Source organism: Lutibacter sp. (assembly GCF_030692605.1).
In the GTDB taxonomy this organism is placed as follows: Bacteria; Bacteroidota; Bacteroidia; order Flavobacteriales; family Flavobacteriaceae; genus Lutibacter.
Window position 1 is genome coordinate 1 of record NZ_JAUYUD010000062.1, and the last position, 18,052, is coordinate 18,052.

At 29.9% G+C, this 18,052-nt stretch carries 15 protein-coding genes; 14 read left to right on the forward strand and 1 reads right to left on the reverse strand.

Annotation, left to right across the window (positions count from 1 at the left end):
- Positions 1 to 438: 438 nt before the first annotated feature.
- The 10 genes from Q8S45_RS05930 (at position 439) to Q8S45_RS05975 (ending at position 14,411) form a co-directional block, all read left to right on the forward strand.
- Positions 439 to 1,293 carry a Two component regulator three Y domain protein gene (locus Q8S45_RS05930; RefSeq protein ID WP_305602245.1) on the forward strand — a complete coding sequence of 285 codons (855 nt, stop codon included), beginning with the start codon at positions 439 to 441 and terminating at the stop codon, positions 1,291 to 1,293.
- A 350-nt stretch (positions 1,294 to 1,643) separates the two neighbouring features.
- Positions 1,644 to 3,332: a putative transporter gene (locus Q8S45_RS05935; RefSeq protein WP_305602249.1), complete on the forward strand. Its 1,689-nt coding sequence runs from the start codon at positions 1,644 to 1,646 to the stop codon at positions 3,330 to 3,332.
- A 180-nt stretch (positions 3,333 to 3,512) separates the two neighbouring features.
- Complete coding sequence (locus Q8S45_RS05940; RefSeq protein ID WP_305602252.1) at positions 3,513 to 3,962, forward strand: MarR family winged helix-turn-helix transcriptional regulator; 450 nt, start codon at positions 3,513 to 3,515, stop codon at positions 3,960 to 3,962.
- 20 nt (positions 3,963 to 3,982) lie between these two features.
- Positions 3,983 to 5,104, forward strand: a complete 1,122-nt coding sequence (locus Q8S45_RS05945) for an efflux RND transporter periplasmic adaptor subunit (protein WP_305602255.1) — start codon at positions 3,983 to 3,985, stop codon at positions 5,102 to 5,104.
- Entirely contained in the window at positions 5,104 to 8,277 is a 3,174-nt protein-coding gene (locus Q8S45_RS05950) for an efflux RND transporter permease subunit (RefSeq protein ID WP_305602281.1), read from the forward strand. Before Q8S45_RS05945 ends, Q8S45_RS05950 begins: the two co-directional genes overlap by 1 nt.
- Positions 8,270 to 9,586 carry a TolC family protein gene (locus Q8S45_RS05955; RefSeq protein WP_305602258.1) on the forward strand — a complete coding sequence of 439 codons (1,317 nt, stop codon included), beginning with the start codon at positions 8,270 to 8,272 and terminating at the stop codon, positions 9,584 to 9,586. The genes Q8S45_RS05950 and Q8S45_RS05955 overlap by 8 nt, the downstream gene beginning before the upstream one ends.
- A gap of 260 nt (positions 9,587 to 9,846) precedes the next feature.
- Positions 9,847 to 12,567, forward strand: coding sequence for a pyruvate, phosphate dikinase (gene ppdK / locus Q8S45_RS05960; protein WP_305602261.1), 2,721 nt, complete (start codon positions 9,847 to 9,849; stop codon positions 12,565 to 12,567).
- A gap of 91 nt (positions 12,568 to 12,658) precedes the next feature.
- Complete coding sequence (locus Q8S45_RS05965) at positions 12,659 to 13,420, forward strand: Rossmann-like and DUF2520 domain-containing protein (protein ID WP_305602264.1); 762 nt, start codon at positions 12,659 to 12,661, stop codon at positions 13,418 to 13,420.
- Positions 13,404 to 13,931: an HAD family hydrolase gene (locus Q8S45_RS05970; protein ID WP_305602267.1), complete on the forward strand. Its 528-nt coding sequence runs from the start codon at positions 13,404 to 13,406 to the stop codon at positions 13,929 to 13,931. Before Q8S45_RS05965 ends, Q8S45_RS05970 begins: the two co-directional genes overlap by 17 nt.
- A 48-nt stretch (positions 13,932 to 13,979) precedes the next feature.
- Positions 13,980 to 14,411, forward strand: a complete 432-nt coding sequence (locus Q8S45_RS05975) for a DUF2147 domain-containing protein (RefSeq protein ID WP_305602270.1) — start codon at positions 13,980 to 13,982, stop codon at positions 14,409 to 14,411.
- 47 nt (positions 14,412 to 14,458) lie between these two features.
- On the opposite strand, the gene Q8S45_RS05980 is transcribed toward Q8S45_RS05975, so the two are convergent.
- On the reverse strand, positions 14,459 to 15,100 hold the full coding sequence (locus tag Q8S45_RS05980; protein ID WP_305602273.1) for a protein-L-isoaspartate(D-aspartate) O-methyltransferase: 642 nt from the start codon (positions 15,098 to 15,100) through the stop codon (positions 14,459 to 14,461).
- Positions 15,101 to 15,185: 85 nt separating this feature from the next.
- On the opposite strand from Q8S45_RS05980, the gene Q8S45_RS05985 reads away from it, so the two are divergent.
- The 4 genes from Q8S45_RS05985 to Q8S45_RS13970 all read left to right on the forward strand — a co-directional run.
- A complete protein-coding gene (locus tag Q8S45_RS05985; protein ID WP_305602283.1) occupies positions 15,186 to 16,145 on the forward strand; it encodes a Gfo/Idh/MocA family protein in 960 nt (319 codons plus the stop codon).
- 1 nt (position 16,146) lies between these two features.
- On the forward strand, positions 16,147 to 16,923 hold the full coding sequence (locus Q8S45_RS05990) for a PhzF family phenazine biosynthesis protein (protein WP_305602276.1): 777 nt from the start codon (positions 16,147 to 16,149) through the stop codon (positions 16,921 to 16,923).
- Between the two features lie 11 nt (positions 16,924 to 16,934).
- The gene (locus Q8S45_RS05995; RefSeq protein WP_305602279.1) at positions 16,935 to 17,822 is read left to right on the forward strand and encodes a 3-hydroxyacyl-CoA dehydrogenase family protein; all 888 of its coding nucleotides are present in this window, start codon (positions 16,935 to 16,937) and stop codon (positions 17,820 to 17,822) included.
- A 57-nt stretch (positions 17,823 to 17,879) separates the two neighbouring features.
- On the forward strand, positions 17,880 to 18,052 hold a 173-nt coding region (locus Q8S45_RS13970; RefSeq protein ID WP_371132986.1), incomplete at its 3' end, for a transposase.

Sequence of the window (18,052 nt, forward strand, 5' to 3'; positions counted from 1 at the left end):
TTTTAATATTTCTAAAATTTTGTCGTAATTTGATTTAAAGTTGTTCATATATTTAATTGCTTGATATACAAATAAATATACGACTTTATATAGTCAATGAACAACTTTTATTCCTGTTTTTATAAATGCACAACGGGTTAAGGTATCTATACGATAGTTATTTATCAATTTTATTTAAAAAAATATCGTTTTCACCTATAAATGACATTTATAAACCATCATAATTACAAATAAATAGTTTATTTATATTAACAAATGGTAAATATATTAAGTTAATAAAAGGGTGATTTTTGCCTGTTTTAGGCTAAAAAATGTCATTTTTATAAATAAACGGTATGTTAAAAGCAATAAATGGTAAAATTTATTTGGTGGTTTAAAATATATTTTTTACTTTTACTAAACATTTAGAGGAAATTAACAATTTAAGTCCCCAAGATTATGAAAAAAATAGCCCTAACAATTTTATTTTTATTAGCAATCATTCCGTTTTCTTATTCTCAAGTTTCAGATTCAGAAAAAAATGCCTTAATTGATTTGTATGATTCAACAAATGGTGAAAAATGGAATACTTCTTGGAATTTAGAAAATGATATTACTACTTGGCACGGTGTTACCGTTACAAATAATAATGTAACTGAACTTAATTTAAATATGAATAACCTAGAAGGAACTATTCCTTCTTCAATAGGCAATTTAAAATCGTTAAAAATACTAAATTTAAGTTTTAATAAAATTAATGGAAAAATTCCTTCAGAAATTGCTACAATTAATTCTTTAGAAATTATTCAATTATTTATGAATCAATTAAAAGGTACTATTCCTTCAAATATTGGTGCATTAACTCATTTAAAAGAATTAGTTCTATTTAATAATTTCATTAGTGGAAATATACCAAACTCACTATATTCTTTGGTAAACCTTGAAGTTTTACATTTAAGTAGTAATTCTTTATCTGGAATGCTTTCATCTGATATTTCAAATTTAAAAAATATAAAAGTTATAAGCTTTTTCGACAATTCAATGTCAGGCTTTATTCCTGCTCAAATAGGAGATTTAAGTAACCTAAAAGAGCTTTCATTATCAAATAATTTATTTGAAGGTGAAATTCCAACCGAATTAAATAAACTTTCTAAACTTGAAACCCTATTATTAAACGACAATAGATTAGTTGGAAAAATTAATGTGTCAATCAAAAATTTACCAAAATTGATAAATTTTGAATATGGCAATAATCCAAAAGTAATTGATATCCTATCAAACCCTATTACGCAATCAAACGTATTGCTCCAATAGTTTAGCCTAATTTTTCCAAAAAAAAAAAGAGATTGTAACCCCACCAATCTCTTTTTTTTGTGATTTTAAAATTGGTATAATCCCTTCTAAAAAGACAGTAATCAATTTCTTTTTTCATATATTGAAATAGTTCAATTAAACCATTCAAAATAACTTCTACAATTTTCTAAAATAAGATAGCTTTAAACCTTTTAAAGTTTACAAAATCAATTTACGTTAAGTACTTTTTATTATATTTTTTTATAAAAAAAATTACAAAAAATTGAAATCGATTTCGTAAATTTTGAATAAAAAAAAGTGTGTTGTTGTAATTACTATTTAATTTTGCACTTGAATTTAAAAAACAAAATATGTTTGATTGGTTACACAGATTAATATTACCTGCAGAAAATCCCGATGTAGTTCAATCTATTGTGGTTATAATGTTAGTTATTGCTGCTGGTGTATTTGTAGGAAGATTGAAGCTGGGTAAAATTTCTTTTGGGGTTTCGGCCGTTATGTTTGTTGGTCTTTTATTTGGACATTGGGGCTATAGAATTCAAGGCGAAATACTTGATTTTATTAGAGATCTAGGGTTGATTTTGTTTGTTTATGGAATTGGTATTCAAGTAGGTCCCTCCTTTTTCTCCTCTTTTAGAAAAGAAGGACTGCGTTTAAATATTTTGGCTGTATCAACTGTAATTTTAGGTGGTGTAATTACGTTTTTATTATACAAATCTACAGGTTTAGGAATCGAAAATTTAGTGGGTATTATGTCTGGTGCTGTAACAAATACACCTGGTCTTGGAGCTGCTAAAAGCACATTGGCTGAGATTCAAAATCAATTCCCAACTAAAATGTTTGATGACCCAGCAATTGGTTACGCAATTACATATCCTCTTGGTGTTTTTGGTATTATTGGAATCATTATTTTTTCAAAAATAATATTAAAGGTAAATCCAGAATTAGAGTTACGTAAATTTAGGTTGTTAAAAATTAATCGTGAATTTCCGCCGGTTTATAAAAAATGCAGAATTACTAATCCTTCTGTTATTGGAAAATCTCTGGGTGATGTTATAAAAGAAAGTGGTCACGAAGTGGTAATTTCTAGAATTAAACATAGTCAATCAGATACTGTTTTTTCACCAAGTTTAGATAAAATACTTCGTGAAAATGATGTTATTATGGTTGTTGGCTTAGACCCTGATGTTAACGGATTTATTGAAAAAACAGGAAGAATTTCTAAAGATTTATTAATTGAATCTGATAAGGATATTCAATACACTAATATCTATGTTACTAATAAAAAAGCTACTCATAAAAAATTAAGCGAATTAGATTTATACACCAATTTTGATTTAAAAGTGACACAGGTTTTTAGGGCAAGTAAAGCAATGTTAGCAAGACCTTCTTTAGAATTGTTTTACGGTGATATTTTACGTGTAGTAGGAACAGAAGAAGCCATAAATGAAGCCAAAAAAGTAATAGGAAATTCTGAAAAAAAATTATTAGAACCTGATTTTTTATCAATTTTTGGAGGGTTAGTTTTAGGTATTATTTTAGGATCTATTCCAATTATGATTCCTTCTTTACCTGTTCCTATTAAATTAGGGTTTGCTGCTGGACCATTAATTGTGGCTTTATTAATTAGCCGATTTGGAGGAATAAGCTTTATTCATTCTTACGTAAATACAGGTGCAATCTACTTTATGAAGGATTTAGGAATTTGCTTGTTTTTTGCTGCTGTAGGGGTACACGCCGGCGAAAAATTCTATGCAAATTTTATTGAATACAATGGATGGTTGTGGATATTGTATGGTTCTGCAATTACTTTTATTCCTTTAATAATTATGATTTTAATTGCAAAAATATTTATGAAATTGAACTTTTTACAATTATCTGGATTAATGAGTGGTACCTATACAGATCCTGCGGCACTTTCATTCAGCACATCTTATTTAGATAGTGATATCCCAATTCAAACATATGCAACCGTATATCCATTGGTCACAATTACAAGGATTTTTGTGGCACAAATGTTAATATTACTACTTGCTTAGCATAGAAAAAAAATATTTCAAAATAAATTTTTATAAAAATCCAACGTTAATGTTGGATTTTTTAGTTAAAAAGGTGTTAGCTAAAATAATATAAACTTTAATCAAATTTTAACTTAGTTGCATATGCAACTATAATTAACAATTCTATATTTGTAAAAATTATAACCATTAGTAAAAATTTTGACTAGCAATACCGACTTTAATGAAACTTTAGCACCTTGGATTGGAAAAACTGCCAAAATGATGAGTTCGTACATTTCTGAGGTTTTAATTAAGCACAATTTTAAAGTTACAAAAGAGCAATGGGTTGTGCTAAAAATTCTACACGAAAATAATAATGGTATAATTCAAAATGACTTAGCTTTTTTAACCGAGAGAAACAAAGCATCACTTACACGTTTAATTAATTGTATGGAAAAAAAGAATTTGGTTAAAAGAATACATTCTAAATCAGATGCTAGGAAAAATTTAATATTTGTAACATCCGCTGGTAAAAACTTATTTGAAGATTCAAAAACTTTAATGCTGAATAGTTTTAAATCACTTCAAAAAAATATTTCAAATGAAGAAGTCCAACAATTAATACTCACACTAACAAAAATTCAAGATAATTTAAATACTTCAAAATAAAATAGCTACACTTAACCATTATGAGAAAATATATAATAATAATTTTATCAATTGTCCTTGTTGGAGGATCTTTATTTATTGCCAAATACTTGATAGATAACAAGAATAAACCAAAACCAAAAACTGATAAAATTGTAAAGACAGTTTTTACTGAAATTGTAAATAACACATCTATTCCTTTAGTTATAACTACAAACGGTAATTTAGTCGCTAAAAATAAAATTGAATTGTATGCTGAAGTTCAAGGAATATTAGAACCCACATCAAAAGAGTTTAAACAAGGAACATCTTACAATAAAGGTGAAACTATTATTAAAATTAATAGCGACGAGTTTTATGCTAATTTACAAGCTCAAAAAAGTAATTTATTCAATGCAATTACAGCTGTTATGCCAGATATTCGATTAGATTTTCCATCTGAATATCAAAAATGGCAAAATTATCTTCAAAATTTTAATAGCAATAAAAGTCTTCAAAAATTACCAGAAACAACTTCAGAAAAGGAAAAGTTTTTTATCTCAGGGCGTGGTATAAATACAGTTTACTACAATGTTAAAAACCTAGAAGTTAAATTAAATAAACATAATTTAAGAGTTCCTTTTAGTGGAATACTAACTGAAGCCTTAGTGAATCCAGGTACATTAATAAGAGTTGGACAAAAATTAGGTGAATTTATAGATCCTTCGGTTTATGAAATAGGTGTTTCTGTAAAATCTGAATTTAGAGATTTATTACAAGTTGGAAAACAAGTTGAACTATACAATTTAGAAAAAACCAAAACTTGGACTGGAAAAGTAATTAGAATAAATGGGAAAGTAGATGCTTCCACTCAAACTATAAAAGCTTTTATTCAAGTTAGTGGAAAAGATTTAAAAGAAGGTCAATATGTTGAAATTGCCTTACAAGCAAAAGCTGAAGAAAACGCATTTGAAGTTTCAAGAAATTTGTTGATTGAAAACTCTAAATTATACATTGTTAAAGATTCCGTTTTAGATTTAGTAACCGTGAATCTTATTTTTGAAAATGAGAAATCGGTTATTATTAAGGGTTTAGCAAACGGAACAATACTTTTATCTAAACCTGTTCCTGGTTCTCATAAAGGTATGCTTGTTAAAATTTCAACTGAAAATAAAAAACAATGATGGAAAAAGTAATATCTTATTTTATAAAATTTCCAGTTGCAGTAAATATATTTATATTGGCATTTTTTGGTTTTGGTTTAGCGGGTTACTTATCCATGAAATCGTCCTATTTTCCTTTAACCGATTCACAAAACATTTCTATAAGTTTAAACTATCCTGGTGCTTCTCCTGAAGAAATGGAAGAAGGAATTGTACTGAAAATTGAAGATAATTTAAAAGGAATTGTTGGTATTGACCGTGTTACATCAGTTTCTAGAGAAAACTCAGCCATTATAAATATTGAAACATTAAAAGGAAAAAATATTGATGTTGTTTTAGCAGATGTTAAAAATGCTGTTGATCGAGTTCCTTCTTTTCCTTCTGGAATGGAGCCTCCTATAATAGCTAAAATTGAAACAGTAAATCAAACTATAAGTTTTACGGTTAGTGGTGATAACATTCCATTAGCAACGTTAAAACAATACGCAAAAACCATTGAAAACGATTTAAGAAGTGTTGATGGAATTTCACAGGTAAGACTTTCTGGTTTTCCAGACCAAGAAATTGAAATTGCAGTACGAGAAAACGATTTACGTGCGTATAATTTATCTTTTACTGAGGTTTCTAACGCAATAAGTAAAACTAATTTATTGATTTCAGGTGGAAATATTAAAACCGATGATGAAGATTATTTAATAAGAGCTAGAAACAAAAATTATTTTGGTAATGAGCTTTTAAATTTAGTGGTAAGAGCTGATGCTGGGGGAAATATAATTAGACTTCGTGACATTGCTGATGTTTCTGACACTTGGTCAGAAAACCCAGATAGACTATATTTTAACGGAAAAAATGCTATAAACATTAATATAAGCAACACCAATAGCGAAGATTTACTTTCCACTGCAGATAATGTAAAAGAATACATTAAAACGTTTAATCAACAACAAGATAATGTTCAAATAGATATCTCAAGTGATAATTCAATTGCACTAAAACAACGTACAGAATTATTAATAAAAAATGCCGGAATGGGAATATTATTAGTGCTATTTTTCTTGGCATTATTCTTAAATATTCGTTTAGCTTTTTGGGTTGCATTTGGTATTCCAATCGCATTTTTTGGTATGTTTATTTTTGCTGCCAATTTAGGTGTAACCATAAATGTGCTTTCATTGTTTGGTATGATTATCGTAATCGGTATTTTAGTTGATGATGGTATTGTAATTGGTGAAAATATTTATCATCATTATGAAAAAGGAAAAACACCAATACAAGCTGCAATTGATGGCACATTGGAGGTAATACCTCCAATAGTTTCAGCAATATTAACTACCATTATTGCTTTTTCTACATTTTTCTTTCTAGAAGGAAGAATTGGAAACTTCTTTAGTCAAGTATCATTAGTTGTAATTTTAACATTGACTGTCTCATTAATTGAAGCATTAATTATTTTACCTGCTCACATTGCACATTCAAAAGCTTTAGAAAGAAAAGAAAAAAAGAGAAATAAATTAAATACCTTCTTTTTTAATGTAAACCAAAAGGCTGAAAAAGGGCTCTTCTATTTTAGAGATAATTTTTATGCCCCTTATTTACGGTTTTTTTTAAAACATAAATTATTTGGATTTGCCATTCCTATTACCCTATTAATTTTAAGCTTTGGAGCCCTTGGAGGAGGGATTGTTAAAACTTCATTTTTCCCTTCTATTGCCAGTGATCGAGTTAGCATAGATTTAAAAATGCTTCAAGGAACTAATGAAATGATTACCGATTCTATTATTTCAAAAATTGAAGGTGCCGTATGGGAAATAAATGATGAATTTACTAAAAAACAAACTGGAAACATTTCAGTAGTTGAAAATGTAATTAAAAGAATTGGCCCTGGAACTTCAATTGGTAGTTTAACCGTAAACTTACTTCCAGGAGAGGCTCGAGATTTCTCTTCACCTGAAATAACAAATGCAATTCGCGAAAAAATTGGCATTGTAAATGGTGTTGAAAGTTTAACATTTGGTTCAGGAGGAAATTTTGGTGGAAGCCCTGTTGCTGTTTCTTTGTTGGGAAATAATATTGAAGAATTGAAAGCTGCAAAAGTTGAATTAAAAGAGCTTTTAGCGAAAAACTCACTATTAAAAGATATTGCTGATAATGATCCTGCTGGTATTAAAGAAATTCAGATTAAATTAAAAGACAACGCGTATTTATTGGGATTAAATTTACAAACCGTTATGAACCAAGTCCGTTCAGGATTTTTTGGTGTACAAACACAACGTTTTCAGCGCGGACAAGATGAAATTAAAGTTTGGGTGCGCTATAAAAAAGAAGACAGATCATCTATTAAAGACTTGAATGATATGTGGATTACCACTCCTTCAAACGAAAACGTTCCATTATCTGAAATTGCTACGTATGAAATTAAACGAGGTGATGTAGTCATAAATCATTTAAGCAGTAAGCGTGAAATTCAAGTAACTGCAGATATGAAATCTCCAGGGGAAAGTGCTACTGATATTTTAGATGATATTAAAACAAATGTGATGCCTGAGATTACTTCTAAATATCCAACAGTTTCAGCGGCTTATGAAGGTCAGAATAGAGAAGCGAATAAAACAGTTGATTCATTTAAAAAAGTTGGATTCATTATTTTAGCTCTTATTTATATTGTAATTGCTTTTACATTTAGATCTTATGAGCAACCAATCCTACTTTTATTAATGATTCCATTTAGTTTAATTGGTGTTATTTTTGGACATTGGGTACATGATTTTCCAATAAATATACTTTCTTGGCTAGGTATTATAGCTTTATTAGGAATTATGGTAAATGATGGACTTGTGCTTATTGAAAAGTTTAATGGTTACTTAAAAAAAGGTATGAAATATGATGAAGCGCTAATACAAGCTTCTGTATCAAGATTTAGAGCCATTTTATTAACAACACTAACTACAATTGCAGGTTTAGCTCCGTTATTACTAGAAAAAAGCAGGCAAGCCCAGTTTTTAAAACCCATGGCTATTTCCATTTCGTATGGTATTGCCATTGCAACGGTTTTAACATTGGTTATGTTGCCTTTAATGTTATCTGTTTCAAATTCTCTTAAAGTATTTATTAAATGGCTAATAACAGGTAAAAAAGTTACTAGAGAAGAAGTTGAAAGAGCAATTATTGAAATAAAAAGTGAAAATAATGAATAAATATATAACAACAATTTTTGTACTAATTGCAACTTTTGCAACTAGTTTTGGGCAACAACTTTTAACTAAACAAATGGCAGTTGATTTGGCTTTAGAAAATAACTATGGTATTAAAATAGCAAAAAATAATGTTGAGATTTCTAAAAATAATGCCGAGATCTTTAATAGCGGTTTTTTACCAAGAATTTCTGCCAATGCTGGAGCCACGTACAATAATAATAATTCTGAATTTACAACACAATCTAATGTTTCATCTGAAATAAATAATGCTGAAAGCAAATTATACAACGCTTCAATTTCTGCCAATTATACATTGTTTGATGGTTTTGGAAGATCTTATAATTATAAAAAATTAAAAGAAAACTATAATTTAACAGAGCTCGAGACCAAAACAATTATTGAAAATTCCTTGTTACAAATTTTTACTGTGTATTTTGAGGTAGCACGCCTTACTGAAAACAATTCTAATTTAAAACAATCTCTTGCTATTTCCAAACAGCGATTAGAGCGTTCTAAAATTGCTTTTGAATATGGTCAAAACACCAAATTACAGGTTTTAAATGCCGAAGTTGATGTAAATAATGATAGCATAAGGGTTATCACTTCTGAACGTCAATTATCAAATTCAAAACGAGATCTAAATTTATTTTTAGGAAGAAATGTTTCAAGTCCTTTTTTGGTTGAAACTGCTGTTGATTTTAAATTTTTATTCAATTACACTACCCTTTTAAAAAAGGCAAAAATCCAAAATACGAACCTTCAAAAAGCACAAAAAAATATTGAAATTAGTGCCTTCGATTTAAAAATTAATGAATCTGATTTGTTGCCTACATTAAGTTTATCGAGTTCTTATGGTATCAACAAATACGATAACGATGCAACTTTTAACTATGCAAATCAACTTTCAAAAGGGCTCAACGCTGGTCTAAACTTAAGCTGGAATATTTTTGATGGTGGAACTACCAAAACAAGGATTCAAAATTCAAAAATTATTTTAGACAATGTAGAAATTCAAAAAGAACAACTCGAAAATGAATTAGAGCGCACTTTAGCTAATTCATTAGAGTTGTATAACAATGCTTTGTTCGTTCTAAAATCAGAAGAGAAAAATGTTGAAACAAACATTCGTAATTTCCAGAGAACAGAAGAGCAATTTAAATTAGGACAAATAACATCCATCGAATTTAGACAAGCTCAAATTAACTTATTAAATGCCCAATCCAATGTGAACGAAGCTAAATATGATGCGAAAAATGCTGAATTAAAATTATTACAACTCACAGGTGATTTGTTAACTATTGAATTTTAAAATTCCGTTACATAAACTTTAACAGAATTACATTGAACTGAAAGGTATTTTAAAAAATGAAACTAAAATATGGAACTCATTGTTAAGGCTCAATTTTATTTAATTTTAGGTCTAAAATAAACACTATTTCGTTTTCGTAACTTTTTAATTATACAGCCCAAAACTCCGAATCTAATGATATTAGTCATAATGATTTAAATACAAAATTCTTATCTTTGCAAACTATAAAAATTAAAAATTAACATAAATTACATATTATAATGGATAACTTACAAAAAGTCAAAAGAGTTTACAAATTTGGTGGTAGTACTACTGATGGAGATAAAACTATGAAAAACCTTATTGGAGGTAAAGGTGCTAACCTTGCCGAAATGTGTTTAATAGGTATCCCAGTTCCTCCAGGATTTACAATAACTACAGATACATGTACTGAATATAATAAATTAGGTAAAGAGGCTGTTGTTGCTTTATTAAAAGAAGAAGTTGAAGCTGCAGTTGCCAATGTAGAAAGTATTATGGGAACTAAATTTGGTGATAATGAAAACCCTTGTTTACTTTCTGTCCGTTCTGGAGCGAGAGTTTCTATGCCAGGTATGATGGATACAGTTCTTAACTTAGGTATGAACGATAATTCTGTTGAAGGTTTAATTGCAAAAACAGGAAATGCTCGTTTTGCATGGGATTCTTACCGTCGTTTTGTACAAATGTTTGGTGGTGTTGTTTTAGGTGTTGGTGCCTTATCAAAAGATGACCACGATCCATTTGAAGAAATTATTGATAAAGCAAAAGAAACAAAAGGTGTTGAATTAGATACTGATTTAGAAGTTGCTGATTTAAAACAAATGGTAAAAGACTTTAAAACTGCTTGTGTATCACAAACGGGAAAACCTTTTCCAGAAAATCCTTGGGATCAACTTTGGTCATCTGTAATTGCAGTATTTAATAGCTGGAATGGAGATAGAGCTGTTTACTATAGAAATATGAATGGTTACCCTTCAGATTGGGGAACTGCTGTAAACGTACAAGCAATGGTATATGGTAATATGGGTTCTAATTCAGGAACTGGTGTTGCTTTTACAAGAGATGCTGCCACTGGGGAAGACGTTTTTAATGGTGAATATTTAATAAATGCACAAGGTGAAGATGTTGTTTCTGGTGTTAGAACTCCACAACAAATTACGTTAGAAGGTTCAAAAAAATGGGCTGTTTTAGCTGGTGTAACTGAAGAAGATAGAAAAGCTAATTATCCTTCGTTAGAAGAATTAATGCCCGTAATTTATCAAGAATTAAATGCAACTCAAAATAGACTTGATAGACATTATAATGATATGCAAGATTTAGAGTTTACCATTCAAGAAGGAAAACTTTGGATGTTACAAACTCGTAATGGTAAACGTACTGCTGCTGCAATGGTAAAAATTGCAATGGACTTATTAACAGAAGGAAGAGTTGATGAGAAAAAAGCAATTATGATGCAAGATCCTGCAAAATTAGATGAACTTTTACATCCTGTTTTTGATGGTGAAGCGATTAAAGCTGCTAAAGTATTAGCAAAAGGATTGCCAGCATCTCCAGGTGCAGCAACCGGACAAATTGTTTTCTTTGCTGATGAAGCTCATAATTATCCTGTTTCCATTTTAGTGCGTGTTGAAACATCTCCTGAAGATTTAGAAGGTATGAACATTGCAAAAGGTATTTTAACTGCTCGTGGAGGTATGACATCTCACGCGGCTGTTGTTGCAAGAGGAATGGGTAAATGTTGTGTTTCTGGAGCTGGAGCTGTAAAAATCAATTATAAAACTAGAGTAATGACCATTGAAGGAAAAGAATTCAGAGAAGGTGACTGGATTTCATTAAATGGTTCAACAGGTGAAGTTTACGAAGGAAAAATTGGAACTAAAGATGCTGAATTAAGTGGCGACTTTGGTAACATTATGAAACTTGCAGATAAATACAGAACACTTGGTGTTAGAACAAATGCTGAAACCGAAAGAGAATGTAAAGTTGCCGTTAAATTTGGTGCCGAAGGAATTGGTCTTTGTCGTACAGAACACATGTTCTTTGAAGGTGAACGTTTAGTACGTATGCGTGAAATGATTTTAGCAGATGATGAAGCTGGAAGAAGAGAAGCTTTGGCTAAATTATTACCAATTCAACGTAAAGATTTTAAAGATGTATTTGGCGCAATGGCAGGTTTACCTGTAACAGTTCGTTTATTGGATCCACCATTACACGAATTTGTGCCTCATGAAGAAGAAAACCAAAAAGAAATGGCTGCTGAAATGGGAATTTCTGTGGAAGCAATCAAACAAAAAGTAGAAGATTTACACGAATTTAATCCTATGTTAGGTCATAGAGGTTGTAGATTAGGAAATACATATCCTGAAATTACTGAAATGCAAGCAAGAGCAATTATTGAGGCTGCATTAGAATTAAAGGCAGAGGGTGTAAAAACATTCCCTGAAATAATGATTCCACTTATTGGTACTGTTCAAGAGTTTAAATTACAAGAAGAGATTGTAAGAGGTGTTATCAATGAAGTATTTGCTGAAAAAGGCGAAACTATTGACTATTTAGTTGGTACCATGATTGAAATTCCAAGAGCTTGTTTAGTTGCAAATCAAATTGCTGAAGTTGCTGAATTTTTCTCTTTTGGAACAAACGATTTGACTCAAATGGGCTTTGGTTATTCTAGAGATGATGCTGGTAAATTCTTACCAATTTACATCGAAAAAGGAATTTTAAAAGCAGATCCATTCCAAGTTTTAGATCAAGAAGGTATTGGTCAATTAATTGATATGGGAGTTACAAAAGGCCGTTCAACAAATGCAAAACTTAAAATTGGTATTTGTGGTGAGCACGGTGGTGAACCAAGTTCAGTTGAATTCTGTCATAGAGTTGGAATGAATTACGTGAGTTGTTCTCCGTTTAGAGTGCCAATCGCTCGTTTAGCTGCTGCACAAGCTGCAATTAGAGAATAAACTAAACACTCAGATATTTATTATATATTAAATTCCGTCTTTTTTTAAAGACGGAATTTTTTTTGTAATTCATTTCAAGTATCTTCGTGTTATGATAAAAGTAGTAATTATTGGTGGTGGAAATGTTGCTTTTCATTTAACAAATCAACTGTTAAAAAGCAATGTTGTTTCTATTGTCCAAGTTTATAATAGAAGTATTGAAAAAATTAATTATTTAAAATCTAAAACTTCTATAACCAATAATTTAAATCAACTTTTAAAAGCAGAAGTATATATTATAGCAGTTTCAGACAATTCTATTTCTGAAGTTTCATCAAACATAAAAAATCCAAATTCATTAGTTGTACATACATCAGGAAGCGTAAGTTTAAAAGATCTCACCAATTTATCTAGAAAGGGTGTCTTTTATCCAATACAGACATTTTCAAAAGAAAAAAAAGTAAATTTTTCTAAAATTCCAATTTGTATTGAAGCTACTAATGAAAAAGATACGCTCTTACTTGAAATAATTGCAAAATCAATTTCAAATTATTGCATTCGAATTAATGAAGAACAACGTAAAAATATTCATGTAGCAGCTGTATTTGTGAATAATTTTGTGAATCATTTATACCATATTGGAAATGAAATTTGCACTAAAAATAACATTTCATTCGAGATTTTAAAGCCGTTGATCATTGAAACCGCTTCAAAAATTAATACCTTAACGCCGTTTGAGGCACAAACTGGACCTGCAATTAGAAATGACACTAAAACTATCGAAAAACATACCGTTTTATTAAACAAAAATCAACAAGAAATTTATACATTACTAACTAATTCTATCTTACAATTTCATGGAAAAAAGCTATAAAGAAATACTGCCTCAAATTACCACCTTTATTTTTGACGTTGATGGGGTTTTAACAAATGGTTTAGTAACTATTTTTCCAGATGGAGAAATGATTAGAAATATGAATATTAAAGATGGTTATGCCTTAAAATCAGCTGTTAACGCAGGCTTTAACGTTTGTGTTATTTCTGGGGGAACCAATGATGGAGTTCGTACCCGATTAGAAGGGTTGGGAATTACCGATATTTATTTAGGAGCTCATCATAAAATAAATCAATTTGAAGCCTATTTAAAAAAACATAAAATTATTCCTTCAGAAGTGTTATACATGGGTGATGATATTCCAGATTATCCGGTTATGATCAAGGTAGGCTTACCTTGTTGTCCAAAAGATGCGGCTCCCGAAATTCAAAAAATTGCTAAATATATATCACATAAAAAAGGTGGTGAAGGTTGTGTAAGAGATATTATAGAACAAGTATTAAAAGTTCAAGACAAATGGAATGGTCAATTTGATGCTAAATTCGACTGAATTTTAATTAAAATACAATAACTAAATTCAATATAAATTAAGTTATAAATGAAAAAATATAATATCATCGCTCTTTTTATTTTTGTATCAGGAATTTTATCGACCAATGCTCAAACTATAATTGGAAAATGGAAAACCATTGATGACGAAACAGGAAACGAAAAATCTATTGTTGAAATTTTCCAAGAAAATGGAAAAGTATATGCTAAAATTATACAACTTTTAGAAAAAGATAAAGAGGATAAATTATGTGATTTATGTTCGGGTAGTAAAAAAAACAAACCTGTAAAAGGAATGACTATAATTGATGATTTAACAAAAAATGGCAATGAATGGAGTGGAGGGAAAATTTTAGATCCAAAAACTGGAAAAGAGTATAAATGCTATATTTCTCTTGAAGGTGCTAATAAATTAAAAGTTCGTGGTTTTATTGGGTTTGCTTTATTAGGTAGAACTCAATATTGGCATAAAGTAAATTAGAAATTTATTTTTAATAAATGGCTGTCTAAAATTATAATTTCGGCAGCTTAATTTTTTTCTTTTAATAAAGGAACAAATCTAAATTTTCCTAATTCATGTTTTTCAAAATCTTTTTCACCTGTTCTAATGTACAATGTCATAGTTTGAATATCATCTCCAATAGGAATCACCAACCTACCCCCTATTTTTAGCTGAGCCAAAAGTGCTTTTGGAACAAAAGGTGCACCTGCAGTAACAATTATGCCGTCAAAAGGAGCATTTTCTTTCAACCCAATATACCCATCACCAAAAACTAACTTTTTAGCTTTATAACCGATTTTTGGTAAAAATAATTTTGTTTTCTTAAACAGCTCTTTTTGTCTTTCAATTGAATATACTTTTATGCCTAATTCTATTAGTACAGCCGTTTGATACCCAGACCCCGTCCCAATTTCCAACACTTCCATCCCTGGTTTAAGTTGCAATAATTCAGTTTGATAGGCAACTGTATAGGGTTGAGAAATGGTTTGTTCAGCCGCAATAGGAAACGCCTTATCTTGGTATGCAAAATCTTCAAAACCAGAATCCATAAATAAATGACGAGGTACTGCGGAAATTGCTTTAAGCACGTTTTTATCGGTTATTCCTTTAGCAGCAATTACTTTAACTAATTGATTTCTTAACCCTTGATGTTTATGCGTATCCTTCACTTAATAATATAAATTTGAGAGGTTAAAAATAGGAATAAATGATTAAAGATTGTTACTTTTGTTAAGATAAAAAAACAATCTTATGATGCTAAAGGCAGGAGTATTAGGAGCGGGCCATCTCGGTAAAATACATTTAAAATTATTAAAGCAATCTGAAAAATATGACTTGATAGGTTTTTATGATCCTATAAAAGAAAATGCTTTAAAAGTAGCACAAGAATTTGGTTATAAATCTTTTGACACCATTCAAGAATTGATTGATGCTGTGGATGTTATAGATATTGTAACGCCAACTCTTTCCCATTTTGATTGTGCGAAATATGCTATTGAAAAAGGAAAACATGTTTTTATAGAGAAGCCTATTACAAATACAGTTGAAGAGGCTGAAGAGTTAATAAAACTTACAAAAAAATATAATGTAAAAGGACAAGTTGGACATGTAGAGCGTTTTAATCCAGCATTTACTGCTGTAAAAGGGTCTATTACAAATCCAATGTTTATTGAAACGCATCGATTGGCAGAATTTAACCCTAGAGGTACTGATGTTCCTGTGGTCTTGGACTTAATGATTCATGATATTGATATTATTTTAAGCGTTGTAAAATCTAAAGTGAAAAATGTGAGCGCTAGTGGCGTTTCTGTAATAAGTGATACACCTGATATTGCAAATGCAAGAATTGAATTTGAAAATGGTTGTGTTGCAAATTTAACGGCGAGTAGAATTTCATTAAAAAATATGCGTAAAAGTCGATTTTTTCAAAAAGATGCGTACATAGCTGTAGATTTCTTTGAAAAAGCAACCGAAGTAGTTAAAATGAAAGATGCGCCTGAGATTCCTGGAGATTATGATATGATTTTACAAAACGCTGAAGGCATTAAAAAACAAATATATTTCGAAAACCCAACTGTTGAAGCCAATAATGCCATATTAGATGAATTAGAAACTTTTGCAGACGCAATCAACAATAATACAACACCCATTGTTTCATTAGAGCAAGGTACAGAAGCCTTACGAGTTGCACATATGATTATAAACAATTTTTAAGATGATAATTTATCAGGTTGATGCATTCACAAACCAACTTTTTAAAGGAAACCCAGCAGCTGTTTGTCCATTAGACTCTTGGATTCCTGATACATTAATGCAATCCATAGCTGAGGAGAATAACTTATCAGAAACTGTTTTTTTTGTAAAAAATAAAGAAAATTTTGACATTAAATGGTTTACACCAACATGTGAAGTTAATCTATGTGGACATGCAACATTAGCTGCTGCTCATATTCTATTTACTGAATTAAATTATACCCAAAAAGTAATTTCATTTCATTCTAAAAGAGGAATTTTAACCGTTAAAAAAAACATTGATTGGTATACTCTTAATTTTCCTTCAGATGCAGTTGTTGAAATTAAAATTCCTAAAATTTTAGAAGAAGCACTGCAAATACCCATTTTAAAATGCTTTAAATCCGATTTAAAATTATTGGTAGAAGTTGAATCTGAAGAATTAATAAATCAATTAAATCCAAACTATAATTTATTACTTCAGTTAGAAGAAAATGATATTATTGTCACATCAAAAGGAAATTCAGTTGATTTTGTTTCTCGTTTTTTTGCTCCGAAAATTGGAATTAATGAAGACCCTGTAACTGGATCTGCTCATTCAATGCTTATCCCATTTTGGGCAAGTAAGTTGAACAAAGATCATTTAGAAGCGCTTCAACTATCAAAAAGAACAGGTTACTTAAAATGCACTAATTTAGAAGGCAGAGTTGAAATGAGTGGACAAGCCATAACTTATTTAAAAGGAAAACTAAATTTATAAAAACATATAAAATGAAAAATATAGCTGTTATTGGGGCAGGCACCATGGGAAATGGAATTGCCCATGTTTTTGCTCAAAATAATTACAAAGTAAATTTAATAGACATCTCACAAGATGCTTTAAATAGAGGAATAAACACTATCACTAACAATCTTGATAGATTAGTTGTAAAAGAAGTAATATCTGAAGCTGATAAAAGCAACACTTTAAATAATATTACCACATATACAAGCATTAAAGAAGGTTTGTCTGGTGCTGAATTAGTTGTTGAAGCTGCCACAGAAAATATAGATTTAAAACTTAAAATTTTTAAACAATTAGATGAAGAGGCTCCTATAAATGCCATTCTAGCCACAAACACTTCCTCCATTTCGATTACAAAAATTGCGGCAGTTACCAAAAGACCTGATAAAGTGATTGGAATGCATTTTATGAATCCTGTTCCTATTATGAAATTGGTTGAAATTATAAGAGGTTACAACACCTCAAACGAAGTAACTAAAACCATTATGGAACTTTCAGAAAATTTGAAAAAAGTACCTGTTGAAGTAAATGACTATCCAGGTTTTGTTGCTAATAGAATTTTAATGCCAATGATTAATGAATCGATTGAAACGCTTTTCAACGGCGTTGCTGGAGTATATGAAATTGATACCGTTATGAAATTAGGAATGGCACACCCAATGGGACCTCTTCAACTGGCCGATTTTATTGGTTTAGATGTTTGTCTTTCTATCCTAAATGTTATGTTCGACGGCTTTAAAAATCCAAAATACGCACCTTGCCCATTGCTTGTGAATATGGTACAGGCCAGAAAACTCGGAATAAAATCTGGTGAAGGTTTTTACGATTATTCCAATTCAAGAAAAGCAGAAATTATTTCTAAACAATTTAGATAAAAAAAACCGCTATGTAGACTGCCCCCAAAAAGTTAGACACTATTTTGGGGTATTATTATGGAAAGAAAAGAGAAATATGATTACACTTATAAACTTGAATGTGTAAAATTAGTATTAGAGAAACATTATTCATGTTTATTAGTTTCAAAGCAGAAAGGTCCTAACGAATCAAACATTCGTAAATGGGTTGGGTTTTACCAAACATATGGTAAACAAGGTTTGATCCCAAG